This is a genomic window from Leucobacter sp. NPDC015123 (assembly GCF_043080205.1).
Taxonomy (GTDB): domain Bacteria; phylum Actinomycetota; class Actinomycetes; order Actinomycetales; family Microbacteriaceae; genus Leucobacter; species Leucobacter aridicollis_A.
Genome location: NZ_JBIBVH010000005.1, coordinates 171612 through 194718 on the forward strand (window position 1 = coordinate 171612; position 23107 = coordinate 194718).

The window sequence follows — 23107 nt, forward strand, 5'->3', positions numbered from 1 at the left end:
AGGAAGCATGCGGAGCGACCAGCGAAGATCGATCACCGTGCGAGCGCCCGGCAAGATCAACGTCTACTTTCGCGTTGGTGCGCTCCAAGACGACGGCTACCACGAGGTTGCCTCGCTCTACCAGGCGGTCTCGCTGTTTGAAGAAGTGACGGCGACCGAGTCCGACACGTTCTCGCTGCGCTTCGGGGGCCCCATCGACACGACTGGGCTCGCGACAGACGACTCGAACCTCGCGATTCGAGCGGCGAAGCTGCTTGCGGCTCACACTGGCTACGAAGGCGGGGTCGATCTCACCGTGCTCAAGCGCGTACCGATTGCGGGCGGCATGGGCGGCGGGTCAGCCGACGCAGCGGCGACCCTGCTCGCGTGTGACGAACTGTGGTGCACGGGGGTTGGGCGCTCCGGGCTCGCCTCGCTTGCTGCAGAGCTCGGCGCTGACGTGCCGTTCGCGCTTGAAGGCGGCACCGCCGTCGGCACTGGTCGCGGCGACGAACTGAGTCAGGCGCTCGCGAAGGGGACCTTCCACTGGGTGCTCGCCCTGTCCGACGGCGGGCTCAGCACGCCGGAGGTCTATAACATGCTGGATCGCCACCGCGACGACCACGCAAATGAGCTCGGCGAGCAGCCCGAATACGTGAAGGTGGAGACCGCAGTGCTGCAAGCCGTGCGAGTCGGTGACGCCGAGTCGCTCGCTGACTCCATGCACAACGACCTGCAGGCCGCGGCGCTGCGCCTCGCGCCAGAGCTCACGAAGCTCCTTGAACTCGGGGAGTCGCGAGGTGCGCTCGCCGGGATCGTGTCCGGCTCCGGACCGACCGTCGCGTTCCTGGTCGAGAGCGCGCAAGAAGCGTCGGAACTGAAGTCGGTGCTGACCCGCGCTGGAGTCAGCGCCCTCACTGTTACCGGTCCGGTGCACGGCGCTCGCGTCATCGAAGGCTAGAACTTCGTCGCTCTTCCGAGGAATACTTCGTGACGACGCAGGGTTTAACGGGACGTGAGTAATACGATTCGCATTGACATTTGGTCTGACATCGCCTGCCCCTGGTGCTACATCGGGGCACATCGCTTTCGCCAGGCCGTCGCGCAGTTTCAGGCCGACAACCCAGAAGTTGAGTTCGAGGTCGAGGGGCACAGCTACGAGCTCGCCCCAGACACCCCGCTGAACTTTGAGGGGAGCGAGATCGATTTTCTCGTCAAGCACAAAGGCATGCCCCGCGAGCAGGTCGAAGACATGCTCGGGCAGATGACCGCCATGGCCGCTGCCGAGGGCATCACCTTTGATTTTGACAAGGTCGCGCATTCGAATACGGCTGCCGCGCACCGAGTGCTGCACCTCGCCAAAGAGCAGGGCATCTACGACGAGGTGCTCGCGCGTCTCTTCAAGGCCTACTTTGAGGAGGGCGTGAATGTTGGCGACCCCGAGCAGATCGCACAGGTCGTCGACGAGGTCGGGCTCGACCCCGACGAGGTTCGCGACGCCTTCGAAGATGAGAGCTACGGCGAGGCTGTCGAGAGCGACATCACGCGTGCGCGGATGCTCGGGGTATCTGGTGTGCCGTTCTACCTCATCAACGAGAAGTACGGCGTCTCGGGTGCCCAGCAGCCTGAAATGTTTGTGAGCGCATTCGAGCAGGTGCTCACCCTCGAAGCCGAGGCCGCCTCGGCAGACTGAGCCTCCACTGAGAGAACAGTGGGCGGGCGGCCGTACGTCGGTCAGCCGAACTACAATTCACCCGAGAGAGGATCGAGTATGAGCGATACAACAACCGAGAAGACCGAGACCCCTGCCGACATTGTCGAGCTGAACACTGACGCGAGCATCGCAGGCGCTGCGGCGTTCGCGGGTGCAGAGACCGCGGAGATCCTGAATCTCCTCGGTGATAGCGCTACGGGTGGCTCCTGCTGTGGCGGAAGCTGCTGCATGCCTGGCGAGGGCTAAGGATTCACGCAGTTCGGCGGCGCACTCTTCGGGGTGCGCCGCTTGTGTGTATTCGGAGGTTGTTTCAGGGGTGCCCGTGCTCCGTCTGAGGGCCGCACTTGCGCCTGTAATCTGCGATAGGAATGCCCCACAAAGCCGAAAGTGGCATGGGGTCTGCAGATCACAGATGTAGTGATTGAGGAATCCAGTTCGCAGGTGTTAGCCCTGCTGCGTCTCGCAGTTTGGCGTCGCCGCCTCGCCCGCGGCCCGGGCAAGTGTCCATTCGACGAGCTGCGGTGTCAGAGGCGACTCCGCGGCGACGAGCGAGAGATGATCGAGCCCCGCAAACTCTCGGTAGTCGAGGTCAGCGCCTGCGGCGCACCGGGCGGCAACCCACTCCCGTTGCTGCTCGGGGCGAACAAGCGGGTCAGCGAGCCCCTGGGCTACGAGCACAGGGGCTGGGAAAGGACCAACGGGAGTCTGGGCCCTCAGCAGGTCGCCGAATTCGCCGTCGAGCAGGGAATCTGGGAAGATCTGGTTTGGCACCTGGGTGCCGTGAAGGATCGCCGCGAGCACGTCCTGCCCGTTGAAACACAGGTCCTTGACCTTTTCAACGCCGCGGGCAGACCCGGGCGTGAGCTGAGCGGCGAGGCCAAGCTGCGGGTACAGCTCACCCCAGGTCGCGGCGATGTAGGCCGAGACTGTCTTGCCTGCTGCGTCGTTCTTGTTGACTTCGGCGAGCCCGAAGAGGTCGGCCGCTGGCGCGAAGGCGGCGATCCCTTGCACGGTGATATCGGGTGCGTAGCTCTCTGCGAGCTGCCCCGTCCACAGCGAGCCCTGGCCGCCTTGCGAGTGGCCCCAGACGACGGTCTCGTTCGTTACCGAAACCTCCGAGAACTCTCGAGCTGCTCTCGCCGCGTCGAGGACGTTCCGTGCCTCGGCGTCGCCGATGAGGTACGGGTGTGCACCCGCGGTGCCGAGACCGATGTAGTCCGACGTGACTGCGGCCCAGCCGTTGTCGATAACAAGCTGCTCGAGCGCCGCGCCTGCGCCGTCCGAGAACGGTGTGGCGCTGAGCGATGGGGCGCACTTCGCTGCAACACCGGTTGTGCCGTGAGCGACGGAGAGGAGCCGAAGCGGCTCATCGCCTCGGGTTTTCGGCGCGATGATCGTGCCGCTCGAGATTGCGGGCGAGCCGTCTGAGCGTGTGGTCGTGTAGAGAATTCGCCAGGCTTCTGCGCCGCGCGGCACTCCCTCGCGCAGCGGCTCGGAACGAATGAGTTTGCCGGGCTCTTCGGGCACGCTGGCAGGCGCATTGTAGAAGGCCCCAGGCTGCGGGAGCGGCACGCCACCGAGCGCCCAATTCGAGCCGCTCGCGACGACGACGGCGAGCACGAGAGCGAGGCTTGCGCCGATTGTGCGAGACCAGCGCGCGAACTTGCCGCGAGGCCTGCGCTGCTCAGGGCTGTGCCTGTACAGCGCTGCCATGACGAGCTGCAGCCCGAAGAAGACGAACCACGCACCAACGCCGAGCCTGAAGAACGTGAGTGTTAGTACTGGCCAGGCGAGCGCGACGACACCGAAGAGGATGCTCGCGAGCGCAATCACAACGCTCGTCGCGCGCTGATCGCCACCGTGCCGGATCACCTGGACTGTCTGGAGTACCCCGTGCCCGATGAGTGACGCTCCAACGATAAATGCGATCCAGGGCGCGCCGCCTTCGGGCCAGACCGCGATGATCGCGCCGAGCAGAAACAGCACGACGCCGAACACGCGCGCTGACACCTTGGTGAACCCATCGAGCGTTGGAAGCAGGGCAGCTGCAACACCCGCGAGAGCGAGACCAATGCCCGTGACCACCGCGATCTGATGCGTCGACAGTGGGGCAAGAACGAGCAGCACGCCAAGGGCGACACCGGCGATGCCGATGAGCGCACGCACCGGACCCGCATACGATGAAAGTGAGGCGGTGATCGTGGATTTCAGCGGCACTCCGCCTCCCTCGTTTGGCTCGGTTTCGCCCTTTGGTCGAGCGGGTAATGCGTGCGGTATAACGCGTTCAGACTACCTCGCTGTCACGCCTCCACGGTGACGTCGAGCACCTCGTTATCGCCCCCAAGGTAGACCGCGGGCCAGCGACCCTCCGGGAAGTGTGTGCTTGTCGTGTCATCGAGATGCAGCACGAGCCGCCCGTCGGGGAGCACGGCAAGCGTCTGTAACGCGAGATCCCTGGCTGCCTCGTCGCGGTCTGCCTCCGTGGGATCCTGATCGCTGAACTCGGCGACGATTGCATCGGTGGCGCGCCGCACGAGCCTCGGCAGCTGCGCGAGGGCGGCCGCGAGCCGTTCGGAGAGCTTCTCCACGACCGCGGGGTCGCTGCTTTCAACGAGCAGCTCCACTGCCGTTCCCGCAAGGTCGATCTCGCCGGCGTAGCTCTCCATGTACTGTGTCTCGCCGTCGGTGAGCGTGAACGAGGAACGGCGCAGCGTACCGAGTGCGGGGTGCGTGACGTCGGGGTATGCGGTCATGCGGTAAGCGTACCGGCACCATCCTACGGCGTCGCGCATCGACCCGGGCCGGGCGGGCGAGCTGCCCCAGCGCGTCGGCGCACAGGCCAGTCGACTATTCTCGATACGTACTCCTTCCGGCGCGCACAGCGAATCGGGCGGCAACGCCCCAGGCGGTCTCATGCGCCGGGGGATCCACGCGACTATTGAGGCAGGTATGGCGCATATTCTCGGGGCTGAGGCCCTGCAACTTGAGGTGCCCACGAAGACGGTGTTCGACTCAGTGACGCTCGGCGTCGATGAGGGCGATCGTATCGGGATCGTCGGCCGCAACGGCGACGGCAAGTCGTCCCTGCTCATGATGCTTGCGGGGCGGCGGGAGCCAGACTCCGGCCGCGTGACGTACCGGGGCGGCACGACCATCGGCGTGCTCGACCAGGCCGACAAATTCGATGACGGTGAGACTGTCGGTAATGCGATCGTTGGCGACACCCCAGAGTACGAGTGGGCGGGCGATCCGAAGGTGCGCGAGGTTATCGCGGGCCTCGTTTCGGACCTGCCGTGGGACGCCGAGCTCGAGTCGCTCTCGGGCGGCCAGCGCCGCCGCGTTGCGCTCGCCCGGCTTCTCGTCGGCGACTGGGACGTGCTGTTTCTCGACGAGCCAACGAACCACCTCGACGTCGAGGCTGTCGCCTGGCTCGCCGATCACCTGAAGCGCCGCTGGCCGAACGGCCAGGGCGCGCTTCTCGTCGTCACGCACGACAGGTGGTTCCTCGACGAAGTGTGTACCGCGACCTGGGAGGTCCACGACCGTATCGTCGAGCCGTTCGAGGGCGGCTACGCCGCCTACATCCTGCAGCGCGTGGAGCGCGATCGGCAGGCGGCGGTGATTGAGCAGAAGCGTCAGAACCTCGCTCGAAAGGAGCTTGCGTGGCTCAGGCGCGGCGCGCCAGCGCGCACTGCGAAGCCGAAGTTTAGGATCGACGCTGCGAACGAACTCATTGCCGACGTCCCCGAGATCCGCGACAAGGTGTCGCTGCAGTCGATGGCTGTCTCGCGCCTCGGCAAGGAGGTCGTGAACATCCTCGACGCCGGTGTCACCTACGCAGACCCGAAGACTGGCGAAGACCGGGAGGTGCTGCGCGACGTCGAGTGGCGGATCGCTCCGGGCGAGCGCACGGGTATCCTCGGCGTGAACGGCGCGGGCAAGTCGACGCTGCTCGGCCTCATTTCGGGTGCGGTCGAACCGACGAGCGGCACCGTGAAGACCGGCAAGACAGTGAAGGTTGCGCAGCTCACGCAGCGCCTCGACGAGCTTGAGGCGCACCTCAATGAGCCAGTGCGTGTCGTCATCGGCAGGCTGCGCACGAGCTTCACCGTCGGGTCGGGTTCGAAGGCGCAGGAGCTCACGCCCGGGCAGCTGCTCGAGCGCATGGGCTTCACAAGTGCGCAACTGTCGACCCCCGTGAAGGATCTCTCGGGCGGCCAGAAGCGCCGACTGCAGCTGCTCTTGATCCTGCTCGACCAGCCGAACGTGCTCATCCTCGACGAGCCGACGAACGACCTCGACACCGACATGCTCGCGGCCATGGAGGATCTGCTCGATTCCTGGCCTGGCACCCTCATCGTCGTTTCACACGATCGGTACTTCCTCGAGCGCGTGACCGACCAGCAGTACGCGATTCTCGACAATCAGCTGAGGCACCTGCCGGGTGGGGTCGACGAGTACCTGAAGCTGCGCCAGGCGGAGGAGCGTGCGAAGGAAGCCGCTGCCGTGGGCGGAGGGTCGACGCAGGCTGATCGGGCTGTCTCCCAGGCATCCGGGACGAAGGCCGCTCAGCCAGCGCAGCCAAAGCTATCGGGGCGTGAGCTGCGCGACGCTCAGAAGGAACTGTCGTCGGTGGAGCGCAAGATGGAGAAGCTGCAGGACGACATCGTGAAGTCGCGTGACGGACTCGCTGACCTTGACCAGGCAGACTTTGCGCTGTTGAACGCCGAGATGGCGAAGATCACCGCTCTTGAGGCAGAGGTCGAGGGTCTCGAGGAGCGCTGGCTAGAGCTCTCCGAGACGCTCGGCTAACACCCTCGGGACGCGGCCACCTGGTTAGCCCTCGGTGGTCGGACGTTCGCCGGATTTTATCGCGTGCGGGATGAGCACATCGAGGTTCTGGAGTAACTGGCCGACGTCTGCGGGATCGATGGAGACGTAGGTGCCGATCCTGAGTTGATTGCGCCCGACACCGACGTATCCGTCGGTGTCGAAGATACCTGCGCTTCGGAGCAGGGCGGCAAGAGTGCGAGTGTCTGCTCTGGGGTCGATCTCGAGGGTTACGTTTGTTGGAGAACGGAGCGCTGGGTTCGTAACGAAGGGCGCTGAGTACCGGCTGCGTTCCGCCCAATCGTAGATCTCGGTGGACAGCGAACGAGTGCGTCCGGCCGCCCATGCGAGGCCTCCGTGCTCCAGAATCCAACTGATCTGGTTCTCAAGGAGCATGAGTGTCGCGAGCGCCGGAGTGTTCAGGGTTTGCTGCTTGCGAGACTGCTCGATCGCGAGGTAAAGATTCAAGAAATCAGGAATGTATCGCCCCGACGTCGCTATCCGGCTCGCGCGATCAATCGCGGCTGGGGAGAGGAGCGCGATCCATATTCCTGCGTCAGAGCCAAAGTTCTTCTGCGGTGCGAAGTAATAGACGTCGGCGTTGCGGGCATCGAATTCCGTGCCGCCCGCTGCGCTCGTGCCGTCGATGAGTGTAATGGCATCTTCAGTCGCGCCCACCCGGCGCACGGGGGCAAGCACGCCTGTCGAAGTCTCATTGTGGGGCCATGCGTAGGTGTCAATCCCTTCCAGTTCTTCGGTGAGGACGAGTTCGCCATGAGGAGCTGTGCGCACATCCGGGGGCGTCAGCCATGGCGCTGCCGCGGCCCGCGCGAAGCGGCTGCCGAAGACGCCGAAGTCAAGGCATTGGGCGCGCGTATCGACGAGCGAGAATGCGGCAATATCCCAGAATGCCGTAGAGCCGCCGTTGCCAAGCACCACCTCGTAGCCCTCGGGTGCGTCGAAGAGTTCGTGTAGCTGTTCCTGGATGCGGCCTACGAGTCGGCTCACGGGTGGTTGTCGATGAGAGGTGCCCAACAGTCGAAGGGGATCAGCTACAAGGTCTTGGAGTTGTGTGGGCCTGATCTTTGCCGGGCCACTTCCGAACCGTCCGTCGCGCAGTGGATAGCGGGGAAGCGTGCTGGGGTAGGTGAGGTCCATGGGTGAATGACCCTTCGCGTGTCTGTCAGGCAGAAGATCTGCGTCGAACTTTTTGTCCTATGACAAAGTGTAACATTGGCTTGATAGAACGAACCGGCGCGAGTGCGCCGAGCAGGGACGAGGACTATGACAGCACTAGGCACAGTGACAGCCCACCCGGTAATCGGCGCGGGGGCGCAGGTCCCCATTGCAAGCCAGCATGTTGGTGGCGCCACGTCTCCGTACGAGGCGGCGACGCTTGAATCGCCTCTTGTGGCGAATGCTCTCGACGTGCGCTCGGCGCTGCGGGAAACGATCCGCGTGCTTCGGGCTGACTGGCGGCGCCACTACGGCGAAGAAATGAATCTCGCCGCCACCCTCCCCGAACAAGCGCCCACGCGTGCCGAAGCCGCGCCGCGCACGCAAGCAGAGCGTGACGCGCAAGCGTCAATCGCGCACGGAATAGCTTGTATGCGCGAACTGTCAGAACAGTGGGAACGGCTGCTCTCCGATCCCGAGGTCGCAGAGTTACTTGCCTCCGCGAGCACGGCGCGGGCTCGGGTGCTGCGCCAGGCCATTGCTTTAGTGCGAGCGGTCGACGGCGCTGAGGGCGAAGCGAGCATGAGGGGTCGCTCCGCATCCCCTCATGCGCAGGCTACTCGCCTGGGGCCCGTCGACGCCCTCGTGCGGCACGCCGCTCGGCGATCGCGGCCGCTCACGAGGGAGGAACAGGCGACGATCGCAGCGGCAGCGAATCACGTGACACAAGCGCGTGGATCGCAGAGCCCTGCGGTCCGGCTCGGGGAGGGCAGGCCGGGCATGCAACTGGAAGCGGGCGAAGACCATGCGGTGCTCGACGCGGTGCTCCAAATTCGCATTCGGCAGGCCCGTCGTGAGCTCGACGCGGGGCTTGTGCTCAACGAAAAGATGCGTGAGCTTGTTGCCGCGGCAACGCCCGCGGTGCTGGCGGGAGCGCCGATCCTGCTGATCGGTGAGACCGGAGGTGCCAAGACCGCCCTTGCCGAGTACCTCGCTGGTCTGGAAGGCGAAGCCCATGAGTTCGTGTCAGGCTATGGCGACATCACCGGCGCCCAGATCGTTGGCACCCACGAGCTTCGGGCAGTGGGCGATGCGACGGTAACGGAGTTTGCACCGGGGCCCCTGCTGCGTGCGATGCAGCGCGGCGTGCCGATTATTCTCGACGAGATAAACGCCATGCCGCCCGAGTTTCTCAAACGCCTGAACCGGGTCCTACAGTTACGCCCAGGTTCGAGATTTGCGGTGCAGGAGCAACCGGGACTTACCATCGAAATTGCCAGCGGCTTCGTCGTCTTGGCGACCGCAAACGAATACTCACCTCACAGATACCGCGGCATTGAACCGTTGAGCACTGAGCTCGTCAACCGATTCGGTTCGGCCACATTTCGGGTGCACTACCCTGACGCTGGAGCGAACATCGAAGATGTCCCAGCAGAGAACCTCCTATTGGCGGCAGCCGTCGTTGCTGGCCCGGATGGCTCGATGCCGCCCGGGCTCGGCCTGGCGGAGCTGACCCCACTCGCGCGCGCGGCCTTCATCAGTCAGCAGGTGTTCGTGGGAAATCCCGATGAGGCCCTCGACCGCTACCGTGGAACCGAGCATGAGTTCGACGAGCAGCCAGGGCTTGCGGAGACCGTCATCGCCCCGCGTACGCTCGCTGCTGTGCTCGAAGGAGTGATGCTCCAGGGTGGGGCGTCCGCGCTCACGGGCGCGATGGAGCGGTTCGTGGACGGGGTGATGCACACGGAGGACCGGGCAGTGCTCCGGCTGATACTCGCCGGACAAGGGCTGCTCAGATGAGCGAGGAAGGCTGGGTTGAGCGAAGCCAGACCGGCGAAACTTCTCTGTTCGACGGCGAGTTGGCCGCGACTGGCCGGCTCCTCGGCCTGCGCGTCACCGTTGTTGCTGGAGAGGAATGGCGAGTCGACGGCGGGCAGCTTGCGGTGGGGCGGGAGTATTTCACGCGGCGCGGGCATGACGTCGGTGCAGCGGTCGCGTTGACTGTGCGCGAACTCTGGTTTGTTTCGGGTGTGGGCCGCTCCATGGGCCGCGAGCACAGGCGATCACGAGTGCTCGTTGCTCGCCCCGATCTCCACGTACTCATGGTCACTCTCGACAGGGTGCAGGCGCAGCGTGCGTTGCTCGACGTCGTACCTGGGTTTGGGAAGGAGCTATTTCGGGCAGTTCGCCGCGATATTCCTCAGACGCTTGTGGGTTGGCCACCCAGCGCTCAGTGGCTTGGGCTGTTGCAGCGCGCATCGCTGGGGCTTCCAGCACACGTTCACGAAGTGGTCGGGCGACAGTTCACCGCTGTGGTCCGCGCTGCGCTTGAGGGGGCGGCAGCGGTCGACCCCGTGGAAGGGCTCGATCAATTGCTTGCTGTTGCTGTGCCCGTGCACGAGGCGCTCGCCGCAGGCAACGGGCTAGGTGATGCCGCGGATGGGGCCGCGGGCAATCGCCAAGGAGAGCGCGTCGAAGGAGAAGGAATCGGCGACCTGGGGAGCCCTGGAGCGGCGGAAATCGGCGCAGATGGCGCAATGGACCAGGAAGAAGAACGCGGAACCGGAAACGAAGGGGGACCTGAGAGCGAGGTCCCCCCACTGGTGCCTCCGGATCCGCTGCTATCCGTCACGGCCATTCAGGACCCCCTCGTTGAGATTGATTCGGGCGACACGCCACTGGTGCTGAGTGAGACACCGCTCTCCTCTCTGCGACCGTCGCTCGCGCCACCACACGGGGACCTGGGGACGCAGACAGAGGACGGCGGAGTTGCGGTGCGCGGCTTTCCCGAACCTGGGCCGACGAATGGTTGGCGGCACGGACGTGCGGCCGCGCTCGCTGAGTACCGGCACCGGCTTGCTACCCACCGTGACGAGGTGCGAGCTGTCGGTGACGTGTGGCGGCGATTGCTGCGAGAGAGCCTGCGAGTCGTGCGGCCCGAGACCGGTGCTGCCGGGCCCGAGCCTGGATCGATCCACACAGGTCGGCTGGCCGAAACTGTCGCGGAGTCTCGCGGCGGCGTCCCCAGGCCGAGCGCTTACCGTATTCGCAAGCCGTTGACAGTGCGCGGCCCTGGTCTCGGGCAGACAGACACCGTGCTTGTGCTCGACAGGTCAGGGTCTATGCGGGGCCAAGCGGCGCAGCTTTCGACGGATGCTGCGATGGTCTTTCTGGAGGCACTAGCGGGCGCAGCGAGAGAGCTCCGTGAGCTTGAAGCCCGGTTCCCCAGTCGGGCTCCGAGTATCGTGCGCTCCGGGCTCGTCGTATTTGATAGCGTGGCGACTTTGGTCAAGCGTTGTGGTGAACAGCTCACGGACCTTCACCGGGTTTCCCTGCGCGAAGCGCTGGCGACAGCGGAGGGGCAGACACACCCGGTCCCGGCGATCGAACTCGCGATGCGTGAACTGCTGACTGTCCAGCGGACTGGGGGTGCGACGCAGCGTCGAGTGCTTGTCTTCGTGAGTGACGGGGGGTTCGAGGCTAGCCAGGAAGACGCTGAGGGTCGTGCACTAGCGGGCGTGCTCGCAAGAGCGCGATCTGCAGGAATCGAGGTGTGCGGGGTCGGAATCGGTGCGACTGGTGGGATGGAACTCTTCCGGCCCGACCTCACGTCGATTGGGTCTGTGCGGGAGCTGCCCGCCGCGCTCGCACAGCTGCTCAGCGAGCACCGGCGTTGGGGAGCATAAGGTAGCCACCCTTCGGCCTAGCACACCCTCCGGGTGCCCACGTGGCTGCCGTGGTCAGATCTCACCCTTGTGCTGATTCGAATTGATCCCGTGGTGCCGTCGAAAGTGTGTCGCGCTGCGAGGGTACGGTCTGGGAGAACTCCGGCAAGCCAGGTGAAGGTGCGCCCGTCGACCAGTGGAGCGGCAAGGGATCGCTGCCTGGCCTGCAGTGCGAGCATCTCCGGGAGCGACGGCCAAGCCTGCCCGGCCGTAAGCTCTGGCGTCGGAGACGCTACTGAAGTCCCACTCGAAGGGGCAGCGGATGCTGAGATCCAGCGGAGCGTCCAAGTAACTGAGCCGTGGACGCTCGCGTTTCGTACCGTTGGCGCCGCTGACTCGAGTGCCGGCCGATCGAGTGCGGCAAACCAGCGAAGCACTTCGGTGGCGCACTCAATCGGCGGAAGCACACCGTTTGCTGCCGCTACCCGCTGCCAGACTGCCGCGCCGAGTCCATGCGGCGCGAGGACGGGAACAAGTTCACCCGCGGCCGCCTGTTCGAGCGAAGGGGCCTCAGCGCCTAAGGCAAAGAACTCCTCGAAAGGGGGAGCGGTGACCTTGAGCTCGCGCGCGAGTAGTTCCGTGGCGAGGCGGGTCTCGGAGAATCTCACGCTGAGCTCCGCAGACGCTGTCGTTTGCAGCCCTTGGCCAAGGGCGCCTATCCGCAGCGCCCGCACTCGCTCGGCGAGTTCCGTTTCAGCCTCGGAAAGCGCTGACGGCCGCGGTGATACGCCCGCTGCGGCTGCTTCTCGGGCGACAAGGGCGAGCCGGGTCGCGCTTGTGTTATCTGTCACGGTTCGCGGCAGCGGTGGCCGGCCAGAGAGCGGGCGTGCGCGCGTGGCCCGGGAGACGCCCGAGCCACGCGCGCAGCACTGCTCGGCCTGCTGATTCGAGCGCGGGCCCGTACTCGGACGCTTGTGCGCGGATCGCGCCGGGATCAATGCCCGCCGTGCGGAGTTCGAGAGCGTGCCCAATGAGCCACTCCTCGATAGCCGCGTGATCGGCTTCAATGTGGAACTGCAACCCGAGTACGTGCTCGCCACGCGCAAAAGCTTGTACGGGCGTTGCTGAGGTCTGCGCGAGCCGCCGCGCACCTGGCGGAAGACCCGCATGCTCACCGTGCCAGTGCAGCACAGAGAGGTGTGCGAGCGGGCCGAGCACGCTGCGTGCGCCCGCCTGTGTGAGTGTTAGCGGTGCGTAGCCGATTTCAGGGGAGGGGAGCGCACGGATTTCGGCCCCCATCGCTTCAGCTATGAGCTGGGCGCCAAGACAGATGCCGAGCAGAGGGCGTTCAAGCTCGAGCCACCTACGGATCAGGCGCTTTTCTTCATGCAGAAACGGGTACGCTGCGGTTTCTGCCGCCCCGATTGGGCCGCCGAACACGGCAAGGAGGGCGCCGTCGGAGAACGAATTGACGTGAAGCGAGTCGAGACCCGCAAGACGCACCCTCACCTCGTACCCAAGCTCAGTGAGCACGCTGTGGAGCGTGCCAGGCCCTTCGAAGGCGACATGTTGTACCACGTAGGCGACGGGCGCTTGTGCTTCCTTCGCCGCCACAGTTGTGCGCATATTGCGGGAGATTTGCATTGTCATAGGACAAACAATAACATGGGTTATGTCGATGGAAATATTCCGCGAACCCGGTGGGGTGACCGAGTGGCGAGGTAGCAGTCCGCAAGGCTGTGCACGCAGGTTCGATTCCTGCCCCCACCTCGAAAAGCGCGCTGGTGTGTGGGTCCCGCGAAGCGCGCAACGGAGTCGTCTTTGTAATCGAATTCTCATGTGTCAGCCGGCTCGGTAAGCCACTCGAGACCTTTTCGCATCCGTCGCGGTGTACAGCCCGGATGCTGCCCCGGGGAGTCTTCCGTGCCGCGCTCCCAGCGGTGTAGCCGTCGCGCACGCGATGGAGAATCAGCCAGAACCCGCGCGTGCGTGCCCGGTCGAATTGCTCAAGGAGCGCGCGTTAGTGCGGACGGCACGACCCTGCATCGTGCGACATGCACCAATACTGTCAGCCGTCTGCGCCCAGGATGCACGATCTCCACGCAACGTTCGCGAATGTGTCTCGTGCATGCCAGACTTGCGCTGAAATCGACAGCACAAAGGAGTAGCTATGACACTTCACGGGAAGACGATCCTCATGTCGGGCGGCAGCAGGGGCATTGGGCTCGCGATCGCGCTGCGCGCCGCGGCCGACGGGGCGAACGTCGCGATGCTTGCGAAGACAGATACCCCGCACCCAAAGCTCGCGGGCACAGTGCACACGGCGGCGGAAGAGATTCGGGCCGCGGGTGGCAATGCGCTCGCCATCGTCGGCGACGTGCGCAGCGATGAAGACATTGCGGCCGCCGTCGAACAGACGCGCGCCGAGTTCGGTGGGGTCGATATTGTCGTGAACAACGCGAGTGTCATCGACCTGTCGGGCACGCTCGATCTGAACCCCAAGAAGTACGACTTGATGCAGGACGTGAACGTGCGCGGCACTTTTATGCTCTCCCGTGCGGCACTTCCGCTCCTCAAGCTTGCCGAGAACCCGCACATCTTGTCGCTCTCGCCGCCGCTGAACCTCGATCCGAAGTGGCTTGGCGCGCACACAGGCTACACGCTCGCGAAGTACGGCATGACGATGTCGACGCTTGGTATGGCAGCCGAGTTCGCGGAAGCGGGCGTTGCGGCGAACACGCTGTGGCCAGCCACAACTATCGCGACCGCAGCAGTGCAGAACCTCCTCGGTGGCGACAAAGTCATGGCCGCGAGCCGCACGCCAGCGGTCTACGCCGATGCCGCGTACGCAGTGCTCACGAAGCCCGCCCGAGAGTACACAGGCCAGTCGCTGATTGCAGAGGACGTGCTTCGTGGTGAGGGCGTCACAGATTTCTCCGGGTACGCCGCGGTACCGGGAACACCAGACAGCGCCCTCTACCCTGACATCTTCCTGGGTTAGGCTTCCGCTCGCCGGGGTAGCGGCACTAGCGTTGGCACATGGTCAACTATCGCTACCTCGGAAACAGCGGCCTGAAGGTCTCTGAGATCACCTACGGCAACTGGATCACCCACGCCTCTCAGGTCGCAGACGAGGCCGCGACGAAGACTGTGCATGCGGCGCTCGATGCCGGCATCACGACCTTCGACACTGCTGACACCTACGCAAATCAGGCCGCCGAGGTTGTGCTTGGCAAGGCCCTGGCTGGTCAGCGCCGCGAGGGCCTCGAGATTTTCACGAAGTGCTATTTCCCTGTCGGCGCAAAGGGGCCGAACGACACTGGGCTGAGCCGCAAGCATATTTTCGAGTCGATCAATGGCTCGCTCGCCAGGCTCGGTACCGATTATGTCGACCTGTACCAGGCGCACAGGTTTGACTACGAGACCCCGCTTGAGGAGACGTTCCAGGCCTTCGCCGACGTCGTCAGGCAGGGTAAAGTGCTCTACATCGGTGTGTCTGAGTGGACAGCCGAGCAGCTTCGCGAGGGCCATGCGCTCGCGAAGCAGCTCGGTATTCAGCTCATCTCGAACCAGCCGCAGTATTCGATGCTCTGGCGAGTGATTGAGGGCAAGGTAGTGCCTGCCTCCGAGGAGCTCGGCATCTCGCAGATTGTGTGGTCGCCGATGGCGCAGGGCGTGCTCACCGGGAAGTACCTTCCGGGCCAGCCGCTCCCGGCGGGCTCGCGCGCGACGGATGAACGCAGTGGTGCGAGGTTCATTCACGACTTTCTGCGTGAGGAGCTGCTCGTCGCGGTGCAGCGGTTGAAGCCAATTGCCGAGCAAGCCGGGCTGACGATGCCGCAACTCGCAATCGCGTGGGTGCTGCAGAACCCGAACGTTGCGGCTGCGCTCGTCGGGGCTTCGCGCCCGGAGCAGCTTGCCGACACCGTTAAGGCTTCGGGGGTCACGCTCGACGCATCAACGCTCGCGGCGATTGACGAGGCGCTCGGCGACGCTGTGTATAGCGACCCGCAAGACACCTACTCGGTCTCACCGAAGACGAGGCTGAGCTAACCCTCGAGCGCCGGCGCGTGCGTTGCGAGTAGGTCTGCGTAGGTCTCGCGCCGGGTGACGAGACGCGCCTCTCCGTCTGCGACGAAGACGATTGCAGGCTTGAGCGCGCCGTTGTAGTTGTTTGACGTTGTGTATGAGTACGCGCCTGTCGTTGCCATGACGACAACGTCGCCGATCCGAGCCGCCGGAAGCTCGGCGCCGTCGATGAGGAGGTCGCCCGACTCGCACTGGCGGCCCACGAGTTGCACGGCCTCTGTCGCGGGCTCAGTCGCTCGGTTTGCAATGACGGCCTCGTATCGCTGCAGCGTGAGCGCGACGTCAAGCTGGTCCGCCATCCCGCCGTCGACCGCAACGAAGACTTGCCCGGTGCGCTTCACTGAGACGACGCGATAGGCGGAGACTCCGGCGCGGGCAACGAGTGAGCGGCCGGGCTCGATGAGCAGTCGCGACCCCTCGGGGAGGTGCGCTTTCGCCGCGGCAACGATCTCGTCGAGGTACTCTTCGACGGTCGGTGCCTCATCGGCGTGCGTGTACTTCACGCCAAGGCCGCCGCCGATGTCGTAGGTGGGGAAGTGGCCCGCGCTCGAAATGTTCTCGACGGCCTCCGCGAACTGTGCGGTGTTGAGAATCTGCGAGCCGATGTGTAGGTGCACGCCTTCGAAACGCATGAGCGGGTGCGTGCGCATGCGCTCGATCGCGGCGAGCGCCTGGTCCATCGGGAGGCCGAACTTCGAGCGCGCGCCGCCGGTCGCCTGCGAGGCGTGGGTCTCGGCCTCGACACCTGGAATCACGCGAAGCAAGAGCGCCTGCGGGGTGGTGAGCAGCGTTTCGAGCCTGTCGAGCTCATCGGTGTTGTCGACGATGATCGTGCCGACCCCGCGATCGAGCGCGAACGCGAGTTCCTCAGTTGTTTTTGCGTTCCCGTGAAAGTAGATGCGTGCGGGATCGACGCCGGCGGCGAGCGCAAGATGCAGTTCGCCTGCCCCCGCGACGTCAACTGCGAGACCCTCCTCCTTGGCGATCTGGTACATCCCAACGGCGGGGAGTGACTTCGATGCGAAGAGTACGTCGGAGTTTGGCCACCTGTCGCGAAGCCCAATGACGAAGCGGCGCGCCTGCTCGCGAAGCCCGGCTTCGTCGAAGACGTGTAGTGGCGTGCCGTACTGTTCGACAAGCTCGGTGACAGGCACTCCGCCGATCGCCAGGGTGCCTTCGTCGGTGATGGAGCTGTGCTCAGGGAGCATCTCGCTCAGTCGAGCGGCGTGGGCGGCTGTGGCGTGCGCTGCGGTCATCTCATCTTCCTCGATTCTTATTATACCTAGCAGTATATGGCGTGAGATTAGCTTTCTGGCCCAAGCTTGTGAATAATAAGTTCATATCGGTACACGGGAGGTAGTACGTTGACGGCGACAAAGACGGGCCAGGCGGTATCGGCCGAGCAACCGGCTGGGCGCGAGCTTCGCTACCAGCGGGTCTACGACCTCGTGCTTCGCCTCATTGAAGAGGACGGCCTTGAGCCTGGTGACAAGCTCCCGAGCACCGCCGAACTCACAAAGCTCGCTGATGTGAGCGTCATTTCCGTCCGCCGCGCGCTCGACGAGCTCGACCACGACGGAGTCATCGAGCGCCACCAGGGCCTCGGAACATTTGTCGCAAAGCCCCGCCTCATCAGCCAGCCGGGGCGCGCGGGCGCGCTGCTCGGCACGATCTCGCAGGACGAGCAGCCTGTGCAATTCACAACCCGCCTGCTCCGCATCGCCGTGGGCATGCCGAGTCGTAACCATGTGAGAGCGCTCGACATTCAAGAAGGTCAGCCGGTGTGGGAGATCTCCCGCGTCCGGCTTCGCGACGGGCGAGAGACTGTCGCAGAGCGCGCTACCCTCCCGCTCAGCCTGGTCCCAGCGCTTGACGAGGCGGAGCTCGCCGAGGGGCGCTCACTCTACGAGTTGCTCGAGGAGTTGCACGGCATCACTGAGGCATACGCCGAGCAGGTCTTCCAAGTTGACCGCCCGAGCCAGTGGGAGCGCGAGCAGCTTGGCCTCGGCCCGAACGACACCGTGATGCGCGTCCGCGGCGTGAGCTATACCGAAGACGACATCGCGTTCGACTCATACCAGCAGTCGTACCGCGCAGACGAGTTTCTGTTCTACGTCCAGGGCGCGCGCTCGACACCGCGGCTGCTGAGCCCCGACAGCGCCGGCACCTGGGGCGTGCGCGCACTCGGCACTGAGTAGCCGAGCGCGCGCCTTATCACGCCCGACTGTGGGCTGGGTCAGGGCTCGGGATGCTGTTGATGAGCAGCTGGGTGTATGGATCCTGCGGGCGATTCACGACGTCGTCTGGGGTGCCCGATTCAATGATCCTGCCCTCGCGCATCACCATGATGCGGTCGGCGTACTCCGCGGCAGTTGACAGGTCGTGCGTGATCATCAGGATCCCGAGGCCGGCAGAGTCCTTCAGCTCGGCGAGCAGCTGCAACACTCCCGAGCGCACCGACACGTCGAGCATGCTCACTGGCTCGTCGGCGAGCAGCAGCGACGGCGTCAACACGAGCCCCGACGCGATTGCGACGCGCTGGCGTTGCCCGCCTGACAGCTGGTGCGGATAGCGGTCGAGGTACTGCTCCACGGGTGTGAGGCCCACCGACTCGAGCGCGGAGACAATCCGTGCCATCCGCTCCTCGCGGGTCTTGCACACCTTGTGAATGAGTAGGGGCTCCTCAAGCGTGTCCGCGACAGTGAAGCGCACATCGAGAGACTCGTACGGGTCTTGAAAGATCGGCTGCACGAGCGACCGCAGCTGCTTGCGCGCCGCGCGCCGAGCCCCAAGCGCGCTGATCCCGGCAACTTCGATGCTGCCAGCGGCCTCGGGGATGAGTCCCATGATCGACTGCATCGTTGTCGTCTTGCCGCACCCCGACTGGCCGACGAGCGCGACGAGTTCACCCCGATCGACATCAAACGAGATCCCGTCAACGGCGCGATGCTCACGGCGACCGGCGTAGTGCACGGTGAGGTCGCGCACCGCGAGTAGTGGCTCGGCGGCGGGCGCGTGTGCGCGGCTCGCGTTCGCAACGGCAGCGATGTCGGGCGTCGACTCGAACAGCGTGCGTGTGTATTCGTGCGCGGGGGCGCGGTAGAGCTGCTCGACTGCGCCGATCTCAACGATCTCGCCCGCACGCATCACCGCGGCTCGCGAGCAGCTTTGCGCAACGACGCCGAGGTCGTGGGTAACGAGGATCACCGCAAGCCCCAGCCGCTCCGAGAGCTCGACGAGGAGCCCGAGGATCTGATCCTGCACAACGACATCGAGCGCCGTTGTCGGCTCATCGGCGAGCAGCACCTTGGGCTCACACGAGAGAGCCATCGCGATGACAGCGCGCTGCTTCATGCCGCCAGATAGCTCGTGCGGGTATCGCTTTTCGGTGCCCTCGGGAAGGCCGACGAGGCCGAGCAGCTCACGCACCCGTTCCTGCATTGTTGCCTTGGGGAAGCCGTGGAAGCGCAGCGCCTCCTCAATCTGCCAGCCGATCGTCTTGACCGGGTTAAACGCGCTCATCGCGCCCTGGAACACCATCGCGATGTCTTTCCAGCGGTGGGGGCGAACGGTCGCGTCGCCGCCCGCAATGATGTCGACGCCGTCGAGCAGAATCTGGCCGCCCACTGTTGCGTTCGCTGGCAGCAGGCCCAGGGCGGCGAGAATTGTTGTCGTCTTGCCGCAGCCCGACTCGCCGACGAGGCCGAGCCGCTCGCCTGGCGCGAGCGCGAGGGAGATGCCGTGGACTGTCTCGGTCTCGTCGCCGCGGTCGTTTGCGAACCAGACCCGCAGGTCGCGGATTTCAAGCACGGGGGTGGGGGAAGGTGCTGCGGTCATTCGCCCGCTCCGTTCGTAGCAGTAACTGAGTGTGTCGGGGGTCGCTTCGTCGTCGCGCGGGCCTTCGCGTCTTCGGTCGACCCGAGCGGGCGGATCGCCCACGTGCGCAATGCGAGGTGAGAGATCTTCAGGCGCGGGTTGAGCGCGTCCTCGATGGCGCGGCCGACGAGGTAGCAGCCGAGGATGAGCAGCGCCACTGCGACGCCGGCTGGAACGATTGCCCACCAGGCGCCTGTGCTGATCGCGGCGCGACTAAACGCGTGCTCCATGATGACGCCCCACGTAACTGTGTTTGGGTCAGACAGGCCGAGGAAGGCAAGCGCCGTCTCGTTGAAGATCGCGACGGTGATGGCGAGCACGCCGCTCGCCGCGAGGAGCGGCCCGAGCTGCGGCAGGATGTGCCGCATGATGATGCGAAGGTGGCTGCCGCCGAGCGCCTCAACTCGCTTGACGTACACGCGCTCGCGCAGGCTCTTCACCTGCGACCTTACGATGCGGGCGGTGCCCGTCCACATGAGTACGCCGATCACGATGATGACGTGGTTGAGGCTTGGGCCCCACACCGCGGCAATGACAATCATGAGTACGATTTGTGGGATTACCAGGAAGTAATCGGTGATGCGCATGAGCACGGTGTCGACCCAGCCGCCGAAGTAGCCGGAGAGGATGCCGACCGCCGAGCCGATCACGATCGCGATCGCCGCCGCCGTGAAACCCACCCACATTGACACTCTGCCGCCCTCAAGCACCAGCGTGAGCACGTCGATACCACCGTCGTCGCAGCCGAACCAGTGCGCTGGCGAGGGTGCCTCGAAGACTCCGCAGCTCACCTCGTTTCCCGCGTAGGGGGTGAGGAGTGGTGCGAAGATTGAGACGAGGAGGAAGAAAGCGATGATCGCGAGCCCAATGATGGCGCTCGGTTGCCTGAGCGCGGTCGCGAACGCGCCGCGGCGGCGGTCCTTCGGCCTGCGCCTCCGGGGGAGCGAGAAAAGTGTGGTGCCTGGTGCTGCCATTGTGTGCTCCTTGCTCAATCGGAGACCCGCGGATCGAGCCACGCATATGCGAGGTCGGCGAGGTAGTTGAAGACGACGACGGTGATTGTGATGACGAGGAACCCGCCTTGGAGCATCGGGTAGTCGCGCTGCAGCACCGCCTGGTAGAGCTCGCGGCCGATACCCGGCCACGAGTAGATGACCTCGATCAGGATCGCGCCGCTCACGACTGTCCCGAGCGCAAGCGCGACCATCGTGACTGTGGGGAGCATCGCGTTGCGCACCGAGTACGAACGGATGATCCTGCCACGCGGAAGCCCCTTCGCGCGTGCAGTCAGCACGTAATCCTCGCCGAGTGTCTCGAGAACTGACGAACGCATGATGAGGAGGTACTCGGCGTAGAGGGTGAGGGCGAGTGTCGCGACCGGGAGTATGAGGTGTCGAAGTCTGTCTGCGAACTGCTCGCCGGGACCCAACGCGATTGCGAACGGATCTGCCATGCCGGCTGAGGGCAGGACACCGGCGAAGAAAATGAGCAGCATTGCCCCGACGAACTGGGTCGGAAACGCGTAGAAGATTACCGAGATGTTCGTCATCGCGTGGTCGAAGACGGTGCCGCGCCGCACGGCGCTCAGGATGCCGAGTGTGATGCCGATAGCGAGCGCGATGATGGTGCCGCTCAGCACGAGGGGGAGCGTGTTGAGGAAGGCCTCCGCGAGATTTGCCGCGACCGGTTGCCTGTTCGAGAACGAGATGCCAAGGTTTCCGGTGAACAGCCCCTTGAGGTAGAGCAGGTATTGCTCCCAGAGCGGCTTGTCGATGCCGAATTGCCGCTCAAGGGTTGCCTTCATCTCGGCTGAGGCGCCTGGCACGCGTGAGAGACGATTGGCCGCCGATCCTGGCAGTACGCGAAATAGCAGGAAGTTAATTGTGACGGCCACGAAGACCGTGACGAGCGCGAACAGAGTCCTGCGCCAGATATATCTTCCTCGATGCATCGGGGGTCCTTTCAGTGCAGCGACGGTGCATGCGGCCCGAGATATCCTCGGGCGATGGAACTACTTTACTGCCTATATGAGAAGTAGCGCCATATAGTATGCTAAGTCTACTGAGAGAGGTGCGCGGGCCGCGCGCACCGATCAGTCGATGGAGGATCAATGAAGATCGCAGTACGCGCGGGCCTGGCTGTCGCAGCCGCGGCCGCACTTGTCATATCAGTCTCCGCCTGCTCTCCTGGCGGATCAGGAAGCGCAGGCGGGGGCAGCAACTTCCTGCGGGTCGGGGCGACCGCGGTTGTCGACTCGCTCAACCCGTTTGTGTCGGACTCCGACTACTCGAGCGTGATGTACCAGTACATCTACCCGCACCTCACCGAGTACGACGAGAACCTCGAAATCGTCCCGTCATTCGCAGAGTCGTGGGAGTCGAGCGCAGATGGCACCACGTGGACGTTCAATACAGTGAAGGACGCGAAGTGGAGCGACGGTGAGGCGCTTGACGCCGAGGATGTCGCGTTCACCGCAAACCTTATCCTTGAATACGCAGACGGGCCCACTGGCATTCTGTCGGGGTGGGTGGCGCACTTGAATAAGGCGGAGGCGACAGACGCCAACACTGTCGTCTTCACCTATGACGCGCCAGTCGCTAACGTGCTGACGCAGGTGCAGGCTCTCCATATTCTCCCGGAGCACATTTGGGCGCCGAAGGCGACAGGTGACGGCATCGAGCTCACGAATTTCGACAACGCCCCGCCGATCGTCTCCGGCGGCCCATTCACGCTTGAGTCCTACAAAAAGGACCAGATGATGATGTACAAGACAAACCCGAACTGGTACGGCAAGGCTCCAGAGATAGACGGATGGGGGTTGCAGTTCTTCGCGAACGACGACGCCATGGTGTCTGCGCTCAAGAGCGGCCAGGTCGACATGGTTGGCCTCACAACGCCGCCGACAGCGGTTGAGAAGCTGAAGGCAGACGGCATGACTGTGCAGACCGGGCAGAGCGTCTCGATCAAGAACGTCGTCATCAACACGAATCCCGAGAAGACCGCGCACCGCGAGCTGCTCAACCCCGAGGTGCGCAAGGCGCTTGAGTACGGCATCGACAGGAATGAAATTGTTGAGCAGACCTACCTCGGAAACGCGGAGCCAGGGTCGACGCTGCTGACCCCGATCTCGGGATTCAAGAACGAATCTCTTCCAGGGCTCCCGTACGACATTGAGGCTGGAAACAAGATCCTCGATGATCTCGGTTACCTACCTGGTGACGATGGTATTCGCGTCGCCGACGGCGAGAAGATGGCGTACGAGCTTGTGTTCCCGACGGCTGAGTCAGGGTCGGGTGACCGCGCGTTCCAGACGATGCAGCGCGGCTGGGAGAAGCTCGGCATCAAGGTCGAGCAGCGCAAGATGGACTCAGACGCCGCCTGGGACGCGATCACAGCCCCAGACAACAAGTACCTCGACTTTGACATTGCAATGTGGAACTGGGCGCCACCGTACGAGCCTGACTTCATCCTCAGTACGCTGACGTGCGACTCCCTCGGAGGAAACTCAGACAGCGGCTACTGCAACCCGAAGTACGACGAGCTCTACAAGGCGCAGGGCACCGAGCTTGACGCCGTAAAGCGCCAGGAGATCATCAACGAGATGCAGCAGATCATCTTTGACGACCGGCCGTACATCGTCTACGCCTACCCGAATGTGATCGAAGCGTTCAACCCCGCCTGGGACGGCTTCGTGTTGTCTCCGCTCGTTGGATCGATCAATAACCTCTCGACGCAGACCCTCACGGGTGTGCACAAGGCCGAGAAGTAGCGAGGGGTT

The 23107-nt window shown here is 64.4% G+C and carries 19 protein-coding genes and 1 tRNA gene; 11 read left to right on the forward strand and 9 right to left on the reverse strand.

The features are described 5' to 3' along the window. Positions 1-7: 7 nt before the first annotated feature. From ACF07D_RS11425 to ACF07D_RS11435, 3 genes are all read left to right on the forward strand, one after another. Entirely contained in the window at positions 8-940 is a 933-nt protein-coding gene (locus ACF07D_RS11425) for a 4-(cytidine 5'-diphospho)-2-C-methyl-D-erythritol kinase (protein WP_119284703.1), read from the forward strand. Between the two features lie 54 nt (positions 941-994). Continuing rightward, on the forward strand, positions 995-1672 hold the full coding sequence (locus ACF07D_RS11430) for a DsbA family protein (protein ID WP_391504979.1): 678 nt from the start codon (positions 995-997) through the stop codon (positions 1670-1672). A gap of 78 nt (positions 1673-1750) precedes the next feature. Beyond that, the gene (locus tag ACF07D_RS11435) at positions 1751-1939 is read left to right on the forward strand and encodes a hypothetical protein (RefSeq protein WP_255808206.1); all 189 of its coding nucleotides are present in this window, start codon (positions 1751-1753) and stop codon (positions 1937-1939) included. Between the two features lie 198 nt (positions 1940-2137). On the opposite strand, the gene ACF07D_RS11440 is transcribed toward ACF07D_RS11435, so the two are convergent. Continuing rightward, a complete protein-coding gene (locus ACF07D_RS11440) occupies positions 2138-3910 on the reverse strand; it encodes a lipase family protein (protein WP_391504980.1) in 1773 nt (590 codons plus the stop codon). 83 nt (positions 3911-3993) lie between these two features. Further along, complete coding sequence (locus ACF07D_RS11445; protein ID WP_391504981.1) at positions 3994-4446, reverse strand: hypothetical protein; 453 nt, start codon at positions 4444-4446, stop codon at positions 3994-3996. Positions 4447-4642: 196 nt separating this feature from the next. Here ACF07D_RS11445 and ACF07D_RS11450 point away from each other — a divergent pair, with 196 nt between their 5' ends. After that, positions 4643-6505 carry an ABC-F family ATP-binding cassette domain-containing protein gene (locus ACF07D_RS11450; protein ID WP_119284699.1) on the forward strand — a complete coding sequence of 621 codons (1863 nt, stop codon included), beginning with the start codon at positions 4643-4645 and terminating at the stop codon, positions 6503-6505. Positions 6506-6529: 24 nt separating this feature from the next. Here the strand turns inward: ACF07D_RS11450 and serC are convergent, their stop codons facing one another. Further along, complete coding sequence (serC, locus tag ACF07D_RS11455; RefSeq protein ID WP_391504982.1) at positions 6530-7681, reverse strand: phosphoserine transaminase; 1152 nt, start codon at positions 7679-7681, stop codon at positions 6530-6532. Positions 7682-7807: 126 nt separating this feature from the next. Between serC and ACF07D_RS11460 the strand changes: the two genes are divergently transcribed. Together ACF07D_RS11460 and ACF07D_RS11465 are read left to right on the forward strand one after the other, a co-directional pair. Then, entirely contained in the window at positions 7808-9499 is a 1692-nt protein-coding gene (locus ACF07D_RS11460) for an AAA family ATPase (RefSeq protein ID WP_391504983.1), read from the forward strand. Beyond that, a complete protein-coding gene (locus tag ACF07D_RS11465; RefSeq protein ID WP_391504984.1) occupies positions 9496-11385 on the forward strand; it encodes a vWA domain-containing protein in 1890 nt (629 codons plus the stop codon). Before ACF07D_RS11460 ends, ACF07D_RS11465 begins: the two co-directional genes overlap by 4 nt. Before the next feature lie 17 nt (positions 11386-11402). On the opposite strand, the gene ACF07D_RS11470 is transcribed toward ACF07D_RS11465, so the two are convergent. Both ACF07D_RS11470 and ACF07D_RS11475 read right to left on the reverse strand, forming a co-directional pair. Further along, positions 11403-12215, reverse strand: a complete 813-nt coding sequence (locus ACF07D_RS11470) for a hypothetical protein (RefSeq protein WP_391504985.1) — start codon at positions 12213-12215, stop codon at positions 11403-11405. Then, positions 12205-13014 (reverse strand): glutamine amidotransferase, encoded by an 810-nt coding sequence (locus ACF07D_RS11475; protein ID WP_391504986.1) that lies wholly within the window; start codon positions 13012-13014, stop codon positions 12205-12207. Before ACF07D_RS11475 ends, ACF07D_RS11470 begins: the two co-directional genes overlap by 11 nt. Before the next feature lie 49 nt (positions 13015-13063). Here ACF07D_RS11475 and ACF07D_RS11480 point away from each other — a divergent pair. The 3 genes from ACF07D_RS11480 (at position 13064) to ACF07D_RS11490 (ending at position 15417) form a co-directional block, all read left to right on the forward strand. Further along, positions 13064-13134 (forward strand) — tRNA-Cys (locus tag ACF07D_RS11480). A gap of 400 nt (positions 13135-13534) precedes the next feature. Continuing rightward, positions 13535-14365, forward strand: coding sequence for an SDR family oxidoreductase (locus ACF07D_RS11485; protein WP_391504987.1), 831 nt, complete (start codon positions 13535-13537; stop codon positions 14363-14365). Positions 14366-14403: 38 nt separating this feature from the next. Next, positions 14404-15417, forward strand: coding sequence for an aldo/keto reductase family protein (locus ACF07D_RS11490; protein ID WP_391504988.1), 1014 nt, complete (start codon positions 14404-14406; stop codon positions 15415-15417). Here ACF07D_RS11490 and lysA read toward each other — a convergent pair. Continuing rightward, entirely contained in the window at positions 15414-16709 is a 1296-nt protein-coding gene (gene lysA / locus ACF07D_RS11495; RefSeq protein ID WP_391504989.1) for a diaminopimelate decarboxylase, read from the reverse strand. The two genes, ACF07D_RS11490 and lysA, sit on opposite strands and share 4 nt — an antisense overlap. 108 nt (positions 16710-16817) lie before the next feature. Here lysA and ACF07D_RS11500 point away from each other — a divergent pair, with 108 nt between their 5' ends. After that, positions 16818-17651 (forward strand): GntR family transcriptional regulator, encoded by an 834-nt coding sequence (locus tag ACF07D_RS11500; protein WP_391504990.1) that lies wholly within the window; start codon positions 16818-16820, stop codon positions 17649-17651. A 16-nt stretch (positions 17652-17667) separates the two neighbouring features. Here the strand turns inward: ACF07D_RS11500 and ACF07D_RS11505 are convergent, their stop codons facing one another. The 3 genes from ACF07D_RS11505 to ACF07D_RS11515 are packed head-to-tail and all read right to left on the reverse strand — an operon-like array spanning position 17668 to position 21280. Then, complete coding sequence (locus ACF07D_RS11505) at positions 17668-19290, reverse strand: dipeptide ABC transporter ATP-binding protein (RefSeq protein WP_391504991.1); 1623 nt, start codon at positions 19288-19290, stop codon at positions 17668-17670. After that, entirely contained in the window at positions 19287-20303 is a 1017-nt protein-coding gene (locus ACF07D_RS11510; protein ID WP_255808194.1) for an ABC transporter permease, read from the reverse strand. Before ACF07D_RS11510 ends, ACF07D_RS11505 begins: the two co-directional genes overlap by 4 nt. A 14-nt stretch (positions 20304-20317) precedes the next feature. Beyond that, positions 20318-21280, reverse strand: a complete 963-nt coding sequence (locus ACF07D_RS11515) for an ABC transporter permease (protein ID WP_391504992.1) — start codon at positions 21278-21280, stop codon at positions 20318-20320. 159 nt (positions 21281-21439) lie between these two features. Between ACF07D_RS11515 and ACF07D_RS11520 the strand changes: the two genes are divergently transcribed. Beyond that, complete coding sequence (locus ACF07D_RS11520) at positions 21440-23098, forward strand: ABC transporter substrate-binding protein (protein ID WP_391504993.1); 1659 nt, start codon at positions 21440-21442, stop codon at positions 23096-23098. The last annotated feature ends 9 nt before the right edge of the window (positions 23099-23107 follow it).